General features: G+C 71.2%; 17 protein-coding genes. 3 read left to right on the top strand and 14 right to left on the bottom strand.

All coding sequences use genetic code 11. The features are described from left to right. Nucleotides 1-228: 228 nt before the first annotated feature. The 10 genes from aroB to rpsD form a co-directional block, all read right to left on the bottom strand. The gene (gene aroB, locus ITI46_RS25085) at nt 229-1,329 is read right to left on the bottom strand and encodes a 3-dehydroquinate synthase (protein ID WP_209242037.1); all 1,101 of its coding nucleotides are present in this window, start codon (nt 1,327-1,329) and stop codon (nt 229-231) included. Further along, nucleotides 1,326-1,859 (bottom strand): shikimate kinase, encoded by a 534-nt coding sequence (locus ITI46_RS25080; protein ID WP_209242035.1) that lies wholly within the window; start codon nt 1,857-1,859, stop codon nt 1,326-1,328. Before ITI46_RS25080 ends, aroB begins: the two co-directional genes overlap by 4 nt. Further along, the gene (aroC, locus tag ITI46_RS25075) at nt 1,856-3,040 is read right to left on the bottom strand and encodes a chorismate synthase (protein ID WP_209242033.1); all 1,185 of its coding nucleotides are present in this window, start codon (nt 3,038-3,040) and stop codon (nt 1,856-1,858) included. Before aroC ends, ITI46_RS25080 begins: the two co-directional genes overlap by 4 nt. Before the next feature lie 146 nt (nt 3,041-3,186). Next, nucleotides 3,187-4,044, bottom strand: a complete 858-nt coding sequence (locus ITI46_RS25070; RefSeq protein ID WP_209242031.1) for a shikimate dehydrogenase — start codon at nt 4,042-4,044, stop codon at nt 3,187-3,189. A gap of 18 nt (nt 4,045-4,062) precedes the next feature. After that, a complete protein-coding gene (gene mltG, locus ITI46_RS25065) occupies nt 4,063-5,997 on the bottom strand; it encodes an endolytic transglycosylase MltG (protein WP_209242029.1) in 1,935 nt (644 codons plus the stop codon). A 165-nt stretch (nt 5,998-6,162) separates the two neighbouring features. Continuing rightward, nucleotides 6,163-6,669, bottom strand: coding sequence for a Holliday junction resolvase RuvX (ruvX, locus tag ITI46_RS25060; RefSeq protein ID WP_209242027.1), 507 nt, complete (start codon nt 6,667-6,669; stop codon nt 6,163-6,165). After that, the gene (gene alaS / locus ITI46_RS25055) at nt 6,669-9,344 is read right to left on the bottom strand and encodes an alanine--tRNA ligase (RefSeq protein ID WP_209242026.1); all 2,676 of its coding nucleotides are present in this window, start codon (nt 9,342-9,344) and stop codon (nt 6,669-6,671) included. The genes ruvX and alaS overlap by 1 nt, the downstream gene beginning before the upstream one ends. Next, on the bottom strand, nt 9,344-9,802 hold the full coding sequence (locus ITI46_RS25050; RefSeq protein ID WP_209242024.1) for a DUF6167 family protein: 459 nt from the start codon (nt 9,800-9,802) through the stop codon (nt 9,344-9,346). Before ITI46_RS25050 ends, alaS begins: the two co-directional genes overlap by 1 nt. 6 nt (nt 9,803-9,808) lie before the next feature. Next, nucleotides 9,809-10,249, bottom strand: a complete 441-nt coding sequence (locus ITI46_RS25045; protein WP_307808317.1) for a DUF948 domain-containing protein — start codon at nt 10,247-10,249, stop codon at nt 9,809-9,811. A gap of 215 nt (nt 10,250-10,464) precedes the next feature. Continuing rightward, the gene (gene rpsD / locus ITI46_RS25040; RefSeq protein ID WP_209242022.1) at nt 10,465-11,076 is read right to left on the bottom strand and encodes a 30S ribosomal protein S4; all 612 of its coding nucleotides are present in this window, start codon (nt 11,074-11,076) and stop codon (nt 10,465-10,467) included. A gap of 55 nt (nt 11,077-11,131) precedes the next feature. On the opposite strand from rpsD, the gene ITI46_RS25035 reads away from it, so the two are divergent. Then, complete coding sequence (locus tag ITI46_RS25035; protein ID WP_247746549.1) at nt 11,132-11,935, top strand: DUF2470 domain-containing protein; 804 nt, start codon at nt 11,132-11,134, stop codon at nt 11,933-11,935. A gap of 134 nt (nt 11,936-12,069) precedes the next feature. Here the strand turns inward: ITI46_RS25035 and ITI46_RS25030 are convergent, their stop codons facing one another. The 4 genes from ITI46_RS25030 to ITI46_RS25015 all read right to left on the bottom strand — a co-directional run bounded on the left by ITI46_RS25030 (nt 12,070) and on the right by ITI46_RS25015 (nt 16,200). Continuing rightward, nucleotides 12,070-13,425: a replication-associated recombination protein A gene (locus ITI46_RS25030; protein ID WP_209242020.1), complete on the bottom strand. Its 1,356-nt coding sequence runs from the start codon at nt 13,423-13,425 to the stop codon at nt 12,070-12,072. A 70-nt stretch (nt 13,426-13,495) separates the two neighbouring features. Then, complete coding sequence (locus tag ITI46_RS25025; protein WP_209242018.1) at nt 13,496-14,131, bottom strand: vitamin K epoxide reductase family protein; 636 nt, start codon at nt 14,129-14,131, stop codon at nt 13,496-13,498. A gap of 69 nt (nt 14,132-14,200) precedes the next feature. Continuing rightward, nucleotides 14,201-15,463: a histidine--tRNA ligase gene (hisS, locus tag ITI46_RS25020; protein ID WP_209242016.1), complete on the bottom strand. Its 1,263-nt coding sequence runs from the start codon at nt 15,461-15,463 to the stop codon at nt 14,201-14,203. Nucleotides 15,464-15,474: 11 nt separating this feature from the next. Next, a complete protein-coding gene (locus ITI46_RS25015; protein WP_209242014.1) occupies nt 15,475-16,200 on the bottom strand; it encodes an MBL fold metallo-hydrolase in 726 nt (241 codons plus the stop codon). A gap of 225 nt (nt 16,201-16,425) precedes the next feature. Here ITI46_RS25015 and ITI46_RS25010 point away from each other — a divergent pair, with 225 nt between their 5' ends. Both ITI46_RS25010 and ITI46_RS25005 read left to right on the top strand, forming a co-directional pair. After that, nucleotides 16,426-17,241: a peptidylprolyl isomerase gene (locus ITI46_RS25010; RefSeq protein WP_209242012.1), complete on the top strand. Its 816-nt coding sequence runs from the start codon at nt 16,426-16,428 to the stop codon at nt 17,239-17,241. 174 nt (nt 17,242-17,415) lie between these two features. After that, nucleotides 17,416-18,645 carry a DUF349 domain-containing protein gene (locus ITI46_RS25005; protein ID WP_209242010.1) on the top strand — a complete coding sequence of 410 codons (1,230 nt, stop codon included), beginning with the start codon at nt 17,416-17,418 and terminating at the stop codon, nt 18,643-18,645. The last annotated feature ends 81 nt before the right edge of the window (nt 18,646-18,726 follow it).

Here is an 18,726-nt window from a genome sequence, read left to right as displayed (position 1 = left end):
GTGCCCCGAAGCCTCCGTAGGCGCCTTGGGCACCGCTGTGCTGCATCCGGACCCCAACTCCGTCCCACGTGTGAAGGCGCTGCGACGCAACGCCAGGTGTTGTGCGAATACTGACGGTACCTTCCCCGTCCGTCTCCGTGTGAACGGCCGGGTCCGTTCCCGAGTGCCCCGCGGAGCCGTGATGTGGCCACGCGGACTCCGCGGGGCGGGCCCGAGGGGGCTCGGGCGTCAGGCGGCGATCTCGGCGTGCGCCGCCAGCAGCATCGCGGGGTCGGGGCTCTCCAGGACGGCCGGTTTGGCGAGCCCTTCCAGCACGATGAAGCGCAGTCGGTTCCCGCGGGACTTCTTGTCGACCTTCATGGTCTCCAGCAGCTTGGGCCACTGGTCGCCGCGGTAGGTGACGGGGAGCCCGACCGACTCCAGCACCGTGCGGTGCCGGTCGGCTGTCGCATCGTCCAGCCGCCCGGCGATCCGGCCCAGTTCGGCGGCGAAGACCATACCGACCGAAACGGCCGCGCCGTGCCGCCAGTTGTAGCGCTCGTTCTTCTCGATGGCGTGACCGAGCGTGTGCCCGTAGTTGAGGATCTCGCGGCGGCCCGACTCCTTCAGGTCCTCGGAGACGACCTCGGCCTTCACCCGGATCGAGCGCTCGATCAGCTCGGCGGTGTGCGGCCCCTGGGGCGTCCGCGCGGCGGCCGGGTCGGACTCGATCAGCTCCAGGATGGCCGGGTCGGCGATGAAGCCCGCCTTGATGATCTCCGCAAGGCCGCTGACGTAGTCGTGCACGCCCAGCGAGTCCAGCGCCGCCAGATCGCACAGCACCCCGGCGGGCGGATGGAAGGCCCCCACCAGGTTCTTGCCCTCGGCGGTGTTGATGCCGGTCTTGCCGCCGACCGCCGCGTCCACCATGCCCAGCACGGTGGTGGGCACCGCGATCCAGCGCACCCCGCGCAGCCAGGTCGCCGCGACGAATCCGGCCACATCGGTGGTGGCCCCGCCACCGACGCCGACGATCACATCGGTGCGGGTGAATCCGGTCTGGCCCAGCGCCTTCCAGCAGTAGGCGGCGACCTCGGCGGTCTTGGACTCCTCCGCGTTGGGCAGCTGGATCGCGATGGCCTCGTATCCCTGACCCGCCAGGTCCTCGCGCAGCGCCTCCCCGGTGGAGGCGAGCGCCTCGGGGTGCAGCACGGCGACGCGCTGTGCGTCGGAGCCGATCAGGCCGGGGAGTTCGCCGAGGAGCTGCCGGCCGACGAGTACGTCGTAGGGCGCCGTGCCCGCCGTGCCACCGACGGCGATACGGGTCACGGCAGGGTCCTGGGTGGTCATTGCTGCTTCTCCGGCTGGGTGGACGGTGGCTGAAGTGCGGCGAGGATCTCGTCGGCGACCTCGTCGGGCGTGCGGTCCTCGGTGCTGACGACGAGGCGGGCCACCTCGGTGTACAGCGGCCTGCGCTCCTCCATCAGCTTGCGCCACTGCTGACGCGGATTGATGACGAGCAGCGGGCGCGGAGCGTCCAGGCCGACGCGCTTGACGGCCTCCGTCACCCCCATCTCCAGGAAGACGACCGGGTGTCCGGCCAGCAGCGCCCTGGTCTCCTCAGCCAGTACGGCGCCGCCGCCGAGCGCCAGCACGCCCGTGTGCTCGGCCAGCGCCCTGCGCACCGCGGCACGCTCCAGCTCGCGGAAGTGCGGCTCGCCCTCGTCCAGGAAGATCTCCGAGATGGGCTTGCCGGCCTGCTCGACAATGTCCTGGTCGGTGTCGCGGCAGGTCACACCGAGCCGCTCGGCGAGGATCGCGCCGACGGTCGACTTGCCGACCCCCATCGGGCCGACGAGCACGACGACGGGCCCGCTCACCTGATCTCCAGGTTGTCGAGGAAGCCGCGTACGTTGCGGTGGGTCTCGGTGACGCTGTCACCGCCGAACTTCTCGGCCACCGCGTCCGCGAGCACCAGCGCGACCATCGCCTCGGCGACGATCCCGGCCGCTGGCACGGCGCACACGTCCGAGCGCTGGTGGTGCGCCTTGTCGGCCTCGCCGGTGCGGACATCGACGGTGGCCAGGGCGCGCGGCACGGTCGCGATCGGCTTCATCGCCGCGCGCACCCGTAGCACTTCACCGGTGGACAGGCCGCCCTCGGTGCCGCCGCTGCGCCCCGAGGCGCGGCGGATGCCGTCCGGGCTCGGCAGGATCTCGTCGTGCGCCTGGGAGCCCGGCACCCGGGCGAGACCGAAGCCGTCGCCGAGCTCGACGCCCTTGATGGCCTGGATGCCCATGAGCGCCCCGGCCAGCCGGGAGTCCAGCCGCCGGTCCCAGTGCACATGGGAGCCCAGCCCGACCGGCACTCCGTGGGCGACCACCTCGACGACGCCGCCGAGGGTGTCGCCGTCCTTGTGGGCCTGGTCGATCTCGGCGACCATCGCCTCGCTCGCCTCGGCGTCCAGGCAGCGCACCGGGTCGGCGTCCAGCCGCGCCACGTCGCCGGGCTCGGGCACCTTGCCGTACGGGGCCTTCGCCGCGCCCAGCTCCACCACGTGGGAGACGATCTCGATACCGGCCGTCTCCTTGAGGAAGGAGCGCGCGACGGTGCCGAGCGCGACCCGTGCCGCGGTCTCCCGCGCGGAGGCGCGCTCCAGGACGGGGCGGGCCTCGTCGAAGCCGTACTTCTGCATGCCGGCGAGGTCGGCGTGGCCGGGGCGGGGCCGGGTGAGCGGGGCGTTGCGGGCCAGCTGCTCCAGCTCGACGGGGTCGACGGGGTCGGCCGCCATCACCTGCTCCCACTTGGGCCACTCGGTGTTGCCGACCATGATGGCGACCGGCGAGCCGAGGGTGCGGCCGTGGCGGACACCGCCGAGGAAGGTGACTTCGTCGCGCTCGAACTTCATCCGGGCGCCGCGTCCGTAGCCGAGGCGACGGCGGGCCAGCTCGTCGGCGACCATGTCGGTGGTCACCGGGACACCGGAGGGAAGCCCCTCCAGGGTGGCCACGAGTGCGGGGCCGTGCGACTCCCCTGCGGTCAGCCAGCGCAACCTGCTCAACGGTGCTCCTCTCGGCCGCTTTGCGGCCCGTCCCACTTCCTGGGGTTTTCCTGGGACCGATCCTCCCATGCCGCGGGGAGGAGCCCTTCCCCCAGCCGTCTCCGTCTCGGTATGTGGGCGACGCGCTGGTCAGGCGGTACGCCGGCTCACTCGGCGCGGGCCCGCAGTTCGGCCTCTCCCGCCGCGCGCATGGCGGCCAGCGGTGCGGGGCGGCGCCCCGTCATCACCTCCACCTGGAGCACCGCCTGGTGCACCAGCAGATCGAGGCCACCGATGACCGCGCCGTTCCAGGCGCCGGCCAGCGCGGTCGGCCACGGGTCGTAGAGGACGTCGAAGAGGGTGCCGCCCGGGGCGGGCACGGCCTGGGCGAGCCCGTCGGTGGCCCCGGCGGGCGTGGTGGAGATGACCAGTGGCGCCCGCAGCCCCTCGGCCGCCCGGGCCCAGTCGGCCGTCCGTACGGCGACCCCGAGCCGTTCCCCCCACCCCCGCATCTCGCGGGCGCGCTCCTCGCTCCGTACGTAGGCGGTGACCTCGCCCTCGCAGATGCGGGAGAGGGCGGCCAGCGCGGAGGACGCCGTGGCCCCGGCGCCCAGCACGGTGGCGCTCTCGACTGTGCGGATGCCACGCTCCTCCAGCGCGGCGATCATGCCGGGGATGTCGGTGTTGTCCCCGGTGCGGCGCCCGTCCTCGGTGAAGAGCACCGTGTTGACGGCCTCCACGGAGGCGGCCGTCTCGCTGATCCCGTCCAGCAGCGGGATGACGGCGCGCTTCAGCGGCATGGTGAGGGAGAGCCCTGCCCAGCGCCGGCCGGCTTCCCCGGGCTCGTCCAGACCGGCCAGAAAGCCCGCGATGCCCTGTTCGTCCACCTCGTAGCGGTCGTACGTCCAGCCGTCGAGGCCGAGTTCGGCGTAGGCGGCCCGGTGGAGCACCGGGGAGAGGGAGTGCGCGACCGGCGAGCCGAGGACAGCGGCGCGACGTGCCTCCTGTGCGGGGGTGGTGGCCATCAGCCGCCGTGCTCCTTACTACTTGCGCTGTTGCTTGTTGAAGTCTTCGACATTCTTCTGGTGTTCGTGCGGATCGTCGGTGAAGCGGGTGTCGCCGGGCTTGACCGTGACGAAGTACAGCCAGTTGCCCTTGGTCGGCTTGAGCGCCGCCTCTATCGCCTGGTGCCCGGGGTTGCCGATCGGGCCGGGCGGGAGGCCCTTGTGCAGATAGGTGTTGTAGGGGGAGGGGTACTTGGTGTCGGCGACCGAGGTGTTCAGCGTCGAGCGGCCCATCGCGTAGTTGATGGTGGAGTCGAAGCCGAGCTGCATGTCCTTGTCGAGCCGGTTGTAGACGACGCGCGAGACCTTGCCGAACTCGTGGTCCTCCTGGGCCTCCGCCTGTACGAGCGAGGCGATGGTGATGACCTGCTCCGGCGTCTTGCCGATGTCCTTCGCCTTCTTCTCCAGGCCGGCCTTGGCGTACTCGGCCTCCGCCCGCTTGACCATCTGCCGCAGCACGTCCTTGGGCTTGCTGTTCTTGCCGACGCTGTACTTGGAGGGGAAGAGGAAACCTTCCGGCTTGCCGTGCGCCCACGCGGGCAGGCCGAGACCGCCGGAGGCCGCGGCCTTCTTGGTGGTGCCCTTGGGGACGTCGAGCTTCTTGTCGATCTCCGCGTAGATCCTGGTGGCCCGCCAGCCCTCGGCGACGATGAGGCCGTTCTGGCTGGCCGGGTCGAGCATCATCTCGACCGCGCTGGCGCCGGACATCTTCTTGCGCAGTGTGTAGGTGCCCGCCTGGATGCTCTTGTTGCCGGCCGCCTCCACGAAGGCCCCCGGACTCTTGACGACGCCCTCCTTCCGGAGGACCTCTCCCATGTCGGAGAGCGAGGCGCCGTCGGGGATGTCGACCATGACCTCGCCGGAGCCGTCGCCCGCGTAGTCCGGGGCCGGGCCGAAGTGGGTCTGGTAGAAGTCGTAGCCGTAGTACCCGACGACGCTCACTCCCGCCACCAGAGCAGCGGTGATGACGACGCCGCAGCCGCGCCCGCGCCTCCTGCCGCCCTCCCGGCCGCGGCGGCCCCGGTCCTCGTCCTCGTCGTAGTCGTCGTAGTCGTCCTCGGCCGGGTCGCCGTCGCGGTCCTGGAAGAAGGCGTGCTCGCCCTGGTCGGGGCCCGGGTCCCAGCCTGTCTCCGGGTCGGCCGTCGAGCCGGGCGCCTGCCGCTGGCCCGGCACGGGAGCCTGCTGCGGATGCGGAGCGGGAGGACCGGCGGGGTAACCGCCCTGTTGCGCGTAGTAGCCGGGGTGTTCGCCGGTGCCGTACTCGCCCGTGCGTTCGCCCGCGGGGTACTCACCCGTCGCGTACTCGCCCGTGGGGTACTCCCCCGTGCGGTATTCACCCGTGCTGTACTCGCCGCTGGGGTACTCCGTGTAGTGCGTGCCGGTGGGGTACTCCCCCGTGCTGTAGGCGCCGTTCGGATAACCGCCGGTCTGGTACTCCCCCGTGGCGTACTCCCCGGTCGGGTACTCCCCGGTCCGGTACTCGCCCGTGGCGTACTCCCCGGTCCGGTACTCCCCCGTCCCGTAACCCCCGGCCGGGTACTCCCCCGTGCTGTACTCGCCGGTGCGGTACTCCCCCGTGCCGTACGGGTCGGCCGGGTGGCCGGTGTACTGCTGGGCCGGGAAGGCGGGGTCATAGTGCTGCCCGGCACCGGGGGCGGCCTGCTGGGTGCCGTCCCAGCCGTTGTGGCCGTACTGCTGCTGCGGGTGCGGATACTGCTGCTGAGGCTGGTGCTGGTACTGCTGCTCCGCGTACTGCTGGGCGCCGGGGTGGCCGGAATACTGCCCCTGCTGAGGAGCCTCGTTCCAGCCACCCTGGTACTCGGGCTGCCGGCCACCGTCCCACTCCTGGTCCCCGTAGAGGGGGTCGTCAGGGTGCCACGGTTGGGAGCCATGTCCCCGGCCATAGTCAGTCATCGATCCCCTTGCGACGCGAGAGCGGCAGCCGAGACGCACCGGGCGGGATGTGCCCGAGTCCCCCGCACCGTACGGGTTCCGTCGTTCCGTACACGCGCTGTACAAGTGCGGTTACGCCTGTGCATCGGCGGCTGCCGTGCCGCGCGGAACGTTACCGTACAGCGATCAGACAACCACCTCGACGCACTGCCCGGGCGGACGGCCCGAGGTGCGTTCCGCCTCCAGCGCGTTCTGCAGGATCACCACGGCGGCCGCCTGGTCGATACGTGAACGTCCCTTTTTGGAACTGACTCCCGAGGCCCGCATGCCCTGCGCCGCGGTGACCGTCGACAGGCGTTCGTCGACGAGTCTGACCGGAACAGGTGTGATGTTTTTCGCCAACTCCTGCGCGAAAGCACGGACCTTGGCCGCCGCCGGGCCCTCCCCTCCGCTGAGCGAACGGGGCAGCCCGACGACGACCTCCAGCGGCTCGTACTCCTCGACCAGCGCCACCAGCCGGCGCCGGGCCGCAGGGACGTCGCGCCCGGGCACCGTCTCCACCGGGGTGGCCAGCAGCCCGTCGGGGTCGCTGCTCGCGACCCCGATCCGGGCGTCCCCGACATCCACGGCGAGCCGCCTGCCGCGCCGGAAGGGCCCGGGCTGCGCGGCGGCGTCGTCCGGGGCCGGGACCATCAGGCGTTGCCCCCGGCCTCGGCGACCAGGCGCTCCACCGCGGCCACCGCGTCGTCCACGGCGTCGGGATTCTGGCCGCCGCCCTGGGCGACATCGGGCTTGCCGCCGCCACCGCCGCCGAGCGTCTTGGCCGCCGTACGCACCAGATCACCGGCGCGCAGTCCGGCGTCCCTGGCGGCCTCGTTGGTGGCGATCACCGTGAGCGGCCGCCCGTTCGTGACGGCGAACAGCGCGACGACGGACGGACGGCTGCCCAGCCGCTGGCGTACGTCGAGCACCAGCGTGCGCAGGTCGTCGGCCGTGGTGCCGTCCGGCACCCGGGCAGCGGCCAGCGTGGTGCCGCGGACCTCCTTGGCGCTCTGCGCGATCCCGGCGGCGGCCTGCAGGACCTTCTCGGCGCGGAACCGCTCGATCTCCTTCTCGGCGTCCTTCAGCCTGGTCAGCATTCCTGAGATGCGTTCGGGCAGCTCCTCGGAGCGGCCCTTGAGCAGCTCGGTCAGCTGGGAGACGACGGTGTGCTCGCGGGCGAGGAACTTGTAGGCGTCCACCCCCACCAGGGCCTCGACACGGCGCACACCGGAGCCGATGGAGGACTCGCCCAGCAGTTTGACCAGGCCGAGCTGCGCCGTGTTGTGCACATGCGTGCCGCCGCACAGCTCCTTGGAGAAGTCACCGATGGTCACCACGCGCACGGTCTGGCCATACTTCTCGCCGAACTCGGCCAGCGCGCCCTGCTTCTTGGCGTCGTCGATGCCCATGTACTCGGCTTGCACGTCGAGTTCGCGGGCCAGCACCTCGTTGATCTTCTGCTCGACGTCGGTGAGCACCGTGCCGGGGACGGCGGTGGGCGAGCCGAAGTCGAAGCGGAAGCGGCCGGGGGCGTTCTCAGAGCCGGCCTGGGCAGCCGTGGGGCCGAGCGCGTCCCGCAGCGCCTGGTGGGTGAGGTGGGTGGCGCTGTGGGCGCGGGCGATGGAGCGGCGGCGGTCGCCGTCGATCTGCGCGTAGGCGGACGAGCCGACGGTGACCTCGCCGACCTGGACGGAGCCCTTGTGCACGCTGACGCCGGGCACCGGCTGCTGGACGTCGCGCACCTGGACGACGGCGCCGCCATCCAGCCGGATCCGCCCGGTGTCGGCGAGCTGGCCGCCGCCCTCGGCGTAGAAGGGGGTGCGGTCCAGGACGACCTCGACCTCGTCGCCCTCACTGGCGGCGGGCGAGGGGACGCCGTCGACCAGCAGGCCGACGATGGTGGCCTCGCCGGCCGTCTCGCCGTAGCCGGTGAAGTCGGTGGCCCCGGCGGTGTCGGCGATCTCGCGGTAGGCCGACAGGTCGGCATGGCCGGTCTTCTTGGCCTTGGCGTCGGCCTTGGCGCGCTCCCGCTGCTCCTTCATCAGCCGGCGGAATCCCTGCTCGTCCACCGACAGGCCCTGTTCGGCGGCCATCTCCAGAGTGAGGTCGATGGGGAAGCCCCAGGTGTCGTGGAGCAGGAACGCCTTGTCGCCCGGCAGGACGGTGCTGCCGGTCTTCTTGGTGTCGGCGACGGCGGTGTCGAGGATGTTGGTGCCGGCCTTCAGCGTCTTGAGGAAGGCGGCCTCCTCGGCGAGCGCGACGGTCTCGATCCGCTTCCGGTCGGTGACCAGCTCCGGGTACTGCTGGCCCATCGTCTTGATGACGACGTCGATCAGGTCCTCGGCCACCGGCCCGGTGGCGCCCAGGATGCGCATGTTGCGGATGGCGCGGCGCATGATGCGGCGCAGCACATAGCCGCGGCCCTCGTTGCCGGGGGTGACGCCGTCGCCGATGAGCATCACGGACGTACGGATGTGGTCGCAGACGACGCGGAGCGACACATCGGTGTGCTCGGCGGCGCCGTAGGCGACGCCGGTCAGCTCGGTGGCCTTGTCGATGACGGCACGCGAGGTGTCGATCTCGTACATGTTGTGCACGCCCTGCAGGACCATCGCCAGGCGTTCGAGGCCGAGACCGGTGTCGATGTTCTTGCTGGGCAGCTCGCCGAGGATCTCGAAGTCCGTCTTGGTGGAGCCCTCGCCGCGCTCGTACTGCATGAAGACGAGGTTCCACAGCTCCACATACCGCTCGTCGTTGACGGCGGGGCCGCCCTCGGGGCCGAACTCGGGCCCGCGGTCGTAGTTGATCTCCGAGCAGGGGCCGCACGGGCCCGGCACGCCCATGGACCAGTAGTTCTCCTCCATGCCCAGGCGCTGGATGCGCTCGGCGGGCACGCCGACGACATCCCGCCAGATCCGCTCCGCCTCGTCGTCCTGCTCGTAGACGGTGATCCACAGGCGCTCGGGGTCGAGGCCGTAGCCGCCCTGCTCCTGCGAGGAGGTCAGCAGTTCCCAGGCGAGCTTGGCCGCCCCCTCCTTGAAGTAGTCCCCGAAGGAGAAGTTGCCGCACATCTGGAAGAAGGTGCCGTGCCTGGTGGTCTTGCCGACCTCTTCGATGTCCGGCGTGCGCACGCACTTCTGCACGCTGGTGGCCCGCGGCCAGGGCGGAGTGGTCTCGCCCAGGAAGTACGGCTTGAAGGGCACCATGCCCGCGTTGACCAGCAGCAGCGTCGGGTCGTCCGCGATCAGCGACGCCGACGGCACGACGTGGTGCCCTCGCTCCTCGAAGAAGCGCAGCCAGCGGCGGCGGATTTCAGCCGACTCCATCAGTGGTCCTCATTCCGGTCGTTCGGGTGGTTGGGGGTGGAGGGCAGGTCCTGGTGGTCCGGCCGCTCCGGGGGAAGCAGCGGGGCACGGAGTTCCTTCCCGGCCGAAGACCGGCGGAGCACCCTGCCCGGCTGCCGCTGGGCCTGCTGCGGCGGAAGCTGCTTGCCCCGCTGCCGGGCGGGGGAGGCCGGCCGCGCGGCCGGGAGCTCCCGGTACCGTCCGGGCTCCTCGGGGGCCGACAGGCCCAGCGCGTCCTTGAGTTCACTCTCCCGCTGGGCCATGCCGGCGCGTACGTCGAGGGCGAACTCGCGCAGCCGGTTGCCGCCTTCGACGGCCTTGTCGGCGGCGCGCAGCGCCAGCGCGTCAGGGGCGAGACTGCGGATCTTGCGCTGGACCTTGGTAGTGGCCCAGACTCCGGCGGCGGCGCCGGTGGTGAACCAGAAGGCACGGCGGAACATCGTGGCTCAGCCCCTTCCACGCTTGCGGCCGCCGCGGCGGGCCGCGGGCACGGTGCGGCTGACGACGACCTTCCGTGCGCCGCGCGTCTCCCGCTCCGCAGCGTCCTTACGGCCCAGCGCCCGCCGTACGCCGTAGCCGAAGGCGGCGACCTTGACGAGCGGGCCGCCGAAGGCGGTGGAGACGGTGGAGGAGAGCGCGGAGGCGTTGGAGGTGACCTCCTGGACGTCCGTCGCGATGGCGTCGACGCGGTCGAGCTGGGTCTGTGCGGAACGGACGGTCGCCGACGCCTCTCCCAGGAGGGGGACTGCCTGCTCCGTCACGCCTGTCACCAGCTTGGTCGCCGCCTTGAGCGTCTGCGCGAGCCTCACCAGCACAACGGCGAGGAACGACACCAGGATCGCCCAGAAGACGGCCACGAGGAGGCCGGCCACTTCTCCACCGGACACGCTGCACCGCTTCCCTTGATGGTCATGGGGGTCGGCCGCCGCTCGCCGGGGGCCGACCGCGGCGGCGTACGAGGTATCGACCTTATCGCGCCGGACCGTCAGCCCCGTACCGCATTAGGGGCGGCGCCCCCTGGCACGCCGCAGCCCGCCGTGCCCCTGCCGGAGGGAACCGGCGTCGGGCAGGCGGGCTGGCGGGGCTGAGCCGAAGCGGGCGGTCAGCGGGCGTAGTACTCGACGACGAGCTGCTCGTCGCAGACCACCGGGATCTCCTTGCGGTTGGGGTCCCGGTCCAGGCGGAAGGCGAGGGCCTGCAGGTTGACCTGGAGGTAGCGCGGGGTCTCCCCCTCACCCGCGTAGCCACCCTCACGGGCGACCTGGAAGGGGTGCTTGTTGCGGCTGCGCTCGCGGACCATCACCACGTCGTCGGGACGGACGCGGAAGGACGGCTTGTCGACCTTGCGGTCGTTGACCGCGATGTGGCCGTGCACCACCATCTGCCGGGCCTGGTAGATCGTGCGGGCCAGACCGGAGCGGAGCACGAGCGCGTCCAGCCGCCGCTCCAGCTCCACGACCAGGGCCTCGCCCGTCTTGAGCTCGGTCTTGCGGGCGCGGTCGTAGGCGCGGCGCATCTGGCTCTCGCTGATGTCGTACTGCGCGCGAAGGCGCTGCTTCTCCAGCAGACGGACCTTGTAGTCACTGTTCTGCTTGCGGCCCCGGCCGTGCTCCCCCGGCGGGTACGGGCGCTGTTCGAAGTACTTGACGGCCTTCGGGGTCAGCGCGACGCCCAGGGCACGCGACTTCTTGACCTTGGGACGCGACTGGTTCACGTTGAACGGACCTCCGTGTAAGTTAGGTGAGCCTTACCTTAGCCGAGGAGCACGTATGTTTCGACCTGGGATTTCCCTGACCGGCACCGACGCCGAGGAGGAACAGCCGCGTCCCGTGGAAGACGCCCGGCGGCCCACCGCCGCCGAACGTGTACGAACCCTCGCGCAATCCAGCGTATCCGCCCTGCTGAGCATTCCCGGCGCCGAGCCCGACCTGCGGGAACCCGGTTCAGGCGTGCCCGAGGCCCGCACCGTCACGCCCGACGGGGACGTCCTGCTGCTGGTCCCGGCGGACTCGCTGGAAGCACGCGTGAGCACGTACGCGCACGACGACGATCTCGCCGCGGTGATGGAGATCACGGATGTGGCGCCCGTCTCCGTCCCGCACCGGATGCGGGGACGCGCCTGGGTCGCCGGCTGGCTCACCCCGGTACGCGGTGATCAACGTGCCGTCTGCGCCCGGCTGCTCGCCGAGGCGGCGCCCTCCGCCCCGGTCGCGGGGGCCTCCCGGCGGATGCTGCGGCTGGAGGTCGGTGAGGCGTACGTCGACGACCTGTGGGGCGAGGAGGAAGTGGAGCCCGACGCCTTCGCCTCCGCGCTGCCCGACCCGCTCGCCGCCCATGAGGCCGAGCTGCTGCAGCACTTGGCCGCAGCGCACCAGGAGCAGGTGCGGGGGCTGTGTGCCTGCCAGGGGTGGGAGCGGGCGGTTCCGCTGGCGCTCGACCGGTTCGGGCTGCGGGTGCGCGGGTGGAGCGGTACGGGGCCGTGCATGGACGCCCGCTTCGACTTCGCGGAGCCGGTCAGCACGGTTGCGGAGCTGCGGCAGGCGATGCACGCCTTGTTCGCGGCAGGCGGATAGGGGGCGCGCCCCGTCAGGGGCGCGGGGAACTGCTCCCCCAAGCTCTTCGAGCAGGGGGTGCCCCCACAAGCCACAACGAACCCGCAGCCCGGAACGGGCAGCGAGGGGCACCCCCTCACCGGAACGGACGGAGGTCACTCCGCCTCGCCGCGCAGCCGGGCCCGCACGCGGTCGGCGATGTCCGCATACCGCGCCTCGGCCCCATAGCGGGTCGGCTCGTAATAGCGGCGCCCATGCACCGCATCCGGCGCGTACTGCTGGGCGGCGATACCGCCCGGCAGATCGTGCGGGTACTGATAGCCCTGCCCGTGGCCCAGCTGCTGCGAGCCCTTGTAATGGCTGTCCCGCAGATGCGGCGGAACCGGCCCGGCAAGCCCGGCGCGTACGTCCGCGAGTGCCGCGTCGATCGCGAGGTACGCCGCGTTCGACTTGGGCGCCAGCGCGAGCGCCACCGTCGCCTGGCCGAGAGTGATCCGCGCTTCGGGGAAGCCGATCATCGCGACGGCCTGCGCGGCGGCGACAGCGGTCTGCAGCGCGGTCGGGTCCGCGAGCCCGATGTCCTCGCTCGCGGAGATCATCAACCGCCGGGCGATGAACCGCGGATCCTCCCCCGCCTCGATCATCCGCGCGAGGTAGTGCAGCGCGGCGTCCACATCGGAGCCCCGGATCGACTTGATCAGCGCACTCGCCACGTCGTAGTGCTGGTCACCGGCGCGGTCGTACTTCACCGCAGCGCGATCGACGGCCTCCTCCACGGTGGCCAGCGCGATGGCGCTCTCCCTCTTGGCGAGCGCGGCGCCCGCGCCCGCCTCCAGCGCCGTCAGCGCGCGCCGCGCGTCGCCGCCCGCGATACGCAGCAGATGGTCCTCGGCGTCCTCCGGGAGCGTCACCTCGCCTCCCAGGCCGCGCTCGTCGGCGACCGCGCGGCGCAGCAGTCCGCGGATGTCGTCGTCGGTCAGCGGCTCCAGCGTCAGCAGCAGGGAGCGGGAGAGCAGCGGGGAGATCACCGAGAAGTAGGGGTTCTCCGTGGTGGCCGCGATCAGGGTGACCCAGCGGTTCTCCACCGCGGGCAGCAGGGAGTCCTGCTGGGCCTTGCTGAAGCGGTGGATCTCGTCGAGGAAGAGGACGGTGTCCTTGCCATAAGCCCCGGAGGCGCGGCGCGCCCCGTCGATGACGCTGCGTACTTCCTTGACTCCGGCGGTGATTGCCGACAGCTCCACGAACCGCTTGTCGGTGGCCTGGCTGACGACGTACGCCAGGGTCGTCTTCCCGGTGCCGGGCGGGCCCCACAGCATCACCGAGGAGGTGCCGGCCGGACCGCCGCCGCCCTCCCCCACCAGCCGGCGCAGCGGCGAGCCGGGACGCAGCAGATGCTGCTGGCCCACGACCTCGTCCAGGGTGCGCGGCCGCATCCGTACGGCGAGGGGGCTGGCGGACGGGTCCTTGGCCTGGCGGTCCTCTGCTGCTGCGGTGAAAAGATCGGGCTCCACACCGGAAACCCTAAGTCAGCGCTGTGACAGCCGGGCCGCCCGCGGACCGGAAGGTCAGCTGGTCCGGAAGTCAGCTGGTCCAGAAGTCCCACCAGCGAGTGAGGATCAGGACGCCGATCACCCCGAGGTGCAGCACCGGGATCACCCAGGGGAACTCGTCGGCGAAGCCGCGTACGACGGCCGGAGCCGGCAGGAAGCCGTTGCGGACGTTGTGCGCGGTCACGTACCAGAACATGATGATCGTCGCGACCCAGGCCAGCGAGCACCACAGGCACAGGTTCCCGATGGTGTACAGCGACTCGTACTGGAGCCAGCTCACGAACCCCACGCCGAAGAGGCAGCCCGCGTTGAACGTCAGCCAGTACCAGCGCGGGAAGGTGGTGCGGGTGAGCAGGGTGACGCCGACGCAGATGACGATGCCGTAGGCCACCAGGCCGATCATGGGGTTGGGTGCCCCGAAGGCGGACGCCTGGTCGCTCTGCATGATGTTGCCGCAGGAGACGACCGGGTTGATGCTGCACGCGGGCTTGAAGTTCTTGTCCTCCAGGAGCTTGAACTTGTCCAGCGTGATGACCCAGGCGGCGAGCAGCCCGGCGGCACCGGTGACGATAAGCATCCAGGCGAAGGCCCGGCTCGCGCCGACGGCACCCCCCTTCGGTGCGTCCGCGCCGGAGTGCGCCTCGTCGAGGGGTGCCGTCGTCGTCATAGCCTGTTTCGTCCCGTCATCTGGTCCATGGCCGGTCCGGGGCACATTCTGCCCCAACTGGCCGTACGGTCACCGCAGCTTGGCCCGCACTTCGGCCACCACCCGACCGAGTGGCAGTGCCGTCTGCTCGCCGCTGTCGAGGTCCTTGAGCTGGGCCACGCCCTCGGCCAGGTCCCGCTCCCCGAGCAGCAGCGCGAACCGGGCACCGGAGCGGTTGGCCGACTTCATGGCGTTCTTCATGCCCTTGCCGCCGTACGCCAGGTCGGCCGCGACGCCCTCCCGGCGCAACTCGGTGACCAGCCGGAACAGCCGACGGCGCGCCTCGTCGCCGATCGGTACGGCGAACAGCTCGGTGGCGGCGGGCAGTTCGAGCTCGATGCCCTCGGCCTCGAGAGCCAGCACCGTACGGTCCACGCCCAGCGCCCAGCCGACCGACGGCAGCGCGGGGCCGCCGATCATCTCCGAGAGGCCGTCGTAGCGGCCGCCGCCGCCGATGGCCGACTGCGAGCCGAGCCCGTCGTGGACGAACTCGAAAGTGGTACGCGTGTAGTAGTCGAGACCGCGCACCAGCCTCGGGTCGTCCTCGAAGGGCACACCGGCCTCGGTGAGCAGCGCCCGCACCTCCTCGTGGAAGGCTTTGCACTCCTCGCACAGGTGGTCGCGCATCATCGGCGCGCCCGCCAACTGCCGCTGCACGCTCTCGCGTTTGTCGTCCAGCACCCGCAGCGGGTTGATCTCGATCCGGGCCCTGGTGTCCTCGTCCAGGTCGAGCCCGCGCAGGAAGTCCTGGAGGGCCGCACGGTAGACGGGACGGCAGGTGCGGTCGCCCAGCGAGTTGAGCAGCAGCCGGAATCCGGTCAGCCCCAGCGAGCGGTAGGCGTCGTACGCCAGGATGATCAGCTCGGCGTCCAGCGTCGGGTCCTCGGTGCCCAGCGCCTCGGCGCCCACCTGCGAGAAGTGCCGGTAGCGGCCCTTCTGCGGGCGCTCGTAGCGGTAGTACGAGCCCGAATACCACAGCTTCACCGGGAGGTTGCCCGCCTTGTGGAGGCTGGCCTCCAGTGCGGAGCGCAGCACCGAGGCGGTGCCCTCAGGGCGCAGGGCCAGCTCGTCGCCGCCCTTGGTGGTGAGGGTGTACATCTCCTTGGTCACGATGTCGGTGGACTCGCCGACACCGCGCGCGAACAGCTCGACGCTCTCGAACCCGGGGGTCTCCACATAGCCGTAGCCGGACCTGCGCAGCGGCGCGGCGATGGCCTCGCGCACGGCGAGATACCTCGCGGAGTCGGGCGGCAGCAGATCGTAGGTGCCCTTGGGGGCCTTGAAGGTGGTCACGTGGCTTCTCGTCACATTCCTCGTCGCGGGGTGGCGGCGGCGTCGGCGCCGGCGCCACCCTGGCCGTGCTCCGCCACCTGTCGCAGAAAGGGGTTGGTGGCGCGCTCGCGGCCGATGGTCGTCTGGTGCATGTGCCCGGGCAGGACCACGGTCTCGTCCTCCAGCGGAAGGCACACACGCGCCAGGGACCGGAGGATCTCGTCCGGGTCGCCGCCGGGCAGATCAGTGCGTCCGATGGAGCCGGGGAACAACAGGTCGCCCGAGAACAGCACCGGCGGTACGTCCGCCTGTTCGGGCATCCGGAAGGTCACCGACCCCTTGGTATGCCCCGGCGCGTGCGCGACGGTCAGCTCCAGGCCCGCCAGGTTCAGCACCGCACCGTCGGACAGCTCCTCGACATCGTCCGGCTCGCCCACCGTCAGCTCGCCCATCAGGGGCTGTCCGATGGTCATCCCCAGCGCCTTCTCCGGGTCGCTCATCATGTAGCGGTCGGCGGGGTGGATCCAGGCGGGCACGTCGTGCGAACCGCACACCGGGACGACGGAGGCGACGTGGTCGAGGTGGCCGTGCGTGAGGATCACCGCGACCGGCTTCAGCCCGTGCTTGGCAACGGCTTCCTCGACGCCCTGCGCGGCCTGGTGGCCCGGATCGATGATCACGCACTCCTCGCCGGCGGCGGGGGCGACCAGATAACAGTTGGTCCCCCAGGCCCCGGCGGGGAACCCGGCAACGAGCACGATCGTCCTTCATTCGTCCGACAGCGGGGGCGGCGACGCGGCCTAGCAGACCCGTCGCCGGTCAGGCAGCTGCCAGCCTACCGGCGCGAGTGCACACGGGGCGAACCCATAGCGGGCAGGGCTGCCCTGTGAGGGCGGCGTATACGGTACGTGAGGTCCCGCAGGTTGACGCCTCATGGACGCTCGCCGGACGCCTCGCCAAGACGCCTCGAAGGAGACGAGACCGTGGTCAGCAGTGAGCAGCGCAGAAAGCAGCTCGCCCGCCAGAAGTACGAGCGGCAGCTCAAGCGGCGGGAGGCGGCCCGTCGCAGGGCCCGAATACGCAACATCTCGATCGCACTCGGACTGGTGATCGTCCTGGCAGCCGGCGGGGCCTACGCCGCATCGGGCGGGCTCAACGGGGACAAGAAGAAGGACGACGCCGAAAAAGCCGCCGACCAGCCCTCCGCGCCGCCCACCAGCAAGGCCCCCGACCCCTGCGAGAAGCCCGCCAAGGGCAAGCCGACGGGCAAGCAGTGGAAGAAGGAGCCGGCCATGAAGGTGGACAAGTCGGCGTCGTACACCATGCAGCTGAGCACCAGCTGCGGCGAGATCGACTTCACCATGGACGCCGCGAAGGCGCCGCACACGGTCAACTCCTTCAACTTCCTGGCGGGCGAGAAGTTCTTCGACCACACGCCCTGCCACCGGATGACGCAGCAGCCGGGGCTCAACGTGCTGCAGTGCGGCGACCCGACCGGCAGCGGCAGCGGCGGGCCCGGCTACGAACTGCCCGACGAGAACCTCAAGGGCGCGAAGTACCCCGCGGGCACCGTGGCGATGGCCAACAGCGGCCCGGACACCGCGGGCAGCCAGTTCTTCCTCGTCTACAAGGACAGTAAGCTCCCGCCCAAGTACACACCCTTCGGCAAGGTCTCCGCCTCCGGCATGAAGGTGCTGAAGAAGATCACCAAGGCCGGGCTGACCCCGATGCAGGCCCCGGGCGACGGACGGCCCAACGCCACCGTGGTGATCGACAAGGCTACGGTCCGTAAGTCCTGACGGACCGCCCGTCGCCGCCCGCGCGGTACCGTTCCGGAACCGCTCCCGACCGGCAATTCGCCGCTCGCCGGATGCGGACAGCGCGGGCGCCGGTCGCCTATGTTGGCTGTGACGAGATACGTGGACGATGCCGGGGGGCCGCAGCCCTCCCAGGCATCTTGTGGAGGAGGCGCTGTGAGCAGCGACCCGTGGGGCCGCGTCGACGACGCGGGGACTGTGTACGTGCGTACGGCGGACGGCGAGAAGGTCGCCGGGTCGTGGCAGGCGGGCTCGCCCGACGAAGCCCTCGCCTACTTCAAGCGCAAGTACGACGGTCTGGTCGTGGAGATCGACCTGCTTGAGCGCCGGGTGAAAACCACCGACCTGTCGGCCAAGGACGCCAACACCGCGATCGAGCATCTGCGCGAGCAGGTCGACGCGCACAACGCGGTCGGCGATCTGGAAGCGCTGCGGGGCAGGCTCGACCATCTCACCGAGGTCGTCGAGAAGCGCCGCGAGGAGCGCAAGGCCCGCAAGGCGCAGCAGTCCGAGGAAGCACGCCGTGCCAAGGAGGAGCTGGTCGCCGAGGCCGAGGAGCTGGCCCGGAGCGAGCAGTGGCGGGCGGCAGGCGAGCGGCTGCGGGCCCTGGTGGACACCTGGAAGGGCCTTCCGCGGCTGGACCGCAAGAGCGACGACGAGCTGTGGCACCGCTTCTCGCACGCCCGCTCGGCGTTCTCCAAGCGCCGCAAGGCGCACTTCGCGCAGCTGGACGCGCAGCGCGAGGAGGCGCGGCAGCGCAAGGAGAAGCTGGTCGCCGAGGCCGAGGCGCTCTCCGGCTCGCGGGACTGGGGCCCCACAGCGGCCAAGTACCGCGAGCTGATGCAGGAGTGGAAGGCCGCAGGCCGGGCGCAGCGGGAGCACGAGGACGATCTGTGGGCGCGGTTCCGCGGCGCCCAGGACATCTTCTTCCAGGCCCGCAGCGAGGTCTTCGCCGAGCGCGACAGCGAACAGCGGGAGAACCTCGCGAGGAAGGAGGAGCTGGCCGCCGAGGCGGAGAAGCTGCTGCCGATCAGCGATCTGAAGGCCGCGCGGAGCGCTTTCCGCGCCATCAACGAGCGCTGGGACGCCATCGGCCATGTGCCGCGGGACGCGCGCCCGAAGATCGAGGGCCGGATGCAGGCGGTGGAGCGGGCCATCCAGGAGGCCGAGGAGGCCGAATGGCGCCGCACCAACCCGGAGGCGCGAGCCCGCGCCGAGGGGCTGACGGGTCAGCTCCAGGACGCGGTGGACAAGCTCCACGCGCAGATCGAGAAGGCTCGCTCCGCGGGGAACACCGCAAAGGTCGCCAAGCTGGAGCGCGAGCTCGAAGGCCGCCAGGCTCTCCTGGACCAGGCCCTGAAGGGGCTGCAGGAGTTCGGCGGCTGAGGCCCGTCCTCGATTCCGCCGGACCCTGTAGCCGGGTGGTTGCGCACCGTCGCGACGGTTCAAAGGTGCGGGGGCTGTGCC

This window comes from Streptomyces oryzae (genome assembly GCF_017676365.1).
Lineage (GTDB): Bacteria > Actinomycetota > Actinomycetes > Streptomycetales > Streptomycetaceae > Streptomyces > Streptomyces oryzae.
Note: the sequence above shows the minus strand (reverse complement) of the source record. Positions and strands in the feature narration are given on the sequence as shown.

Coding starts and splice junctions, on each gene's coding strand:
- mltG (WP_209242029.1), bottom strand. CDS start 5,997: ATGACTGACTATGGCCGGGGACATGGCTCCCAACCGTGGCACCCTGAC.
- ITI46_RS25070 (WP_209242031.1), bottom strand. CDS start 4,044: ATGGCCACCACCCCCGCACAGGAGGCACGTCGCGCCGCTGTCCTCGGC.
- alaS (WP_209242026.1), bottom strand. CDS start 9,344: ATGGAGTCGGCTGAAATCCGCCGCCGCTGGCTGCGCTTCTTCGAGGAG.
- ruvX (WP_209242027.1), bottom strand. CDS start 6,669: ATGGTCCCGGCCCCGGACGACGCCGCCGCGCAGCCCGGGCCCTTCCGG.
- ITI46_RS25025 (WP_209242018.1), bottom strand. CDS start 14,131: ATGACGACGACGGCACCCCTCGACGAGGCGCACTCCGGCGCGGACGCA.
- ITI46_RS25050 (WP_209242024.1), bottom strand. CDS start 9,802: ATGTTCCGCCGTGCCTTCTGGTTCACCACCGGCGCCGCCGCCGGAGTC.
- aroB (WP_209242037.1), bottom strand. CDS start 1,329: ATGACCACCCAGGACCCTGCCGTGACCCGTATCGCCGTCGGTGGCACG.
- ITI46_RS25035 (WP_247746549.1), top strand. CDS start 11,132: ATGTTTCGACCTGGGATTTCCCTGACCGGCACCGACGCCGAGGAGGAA.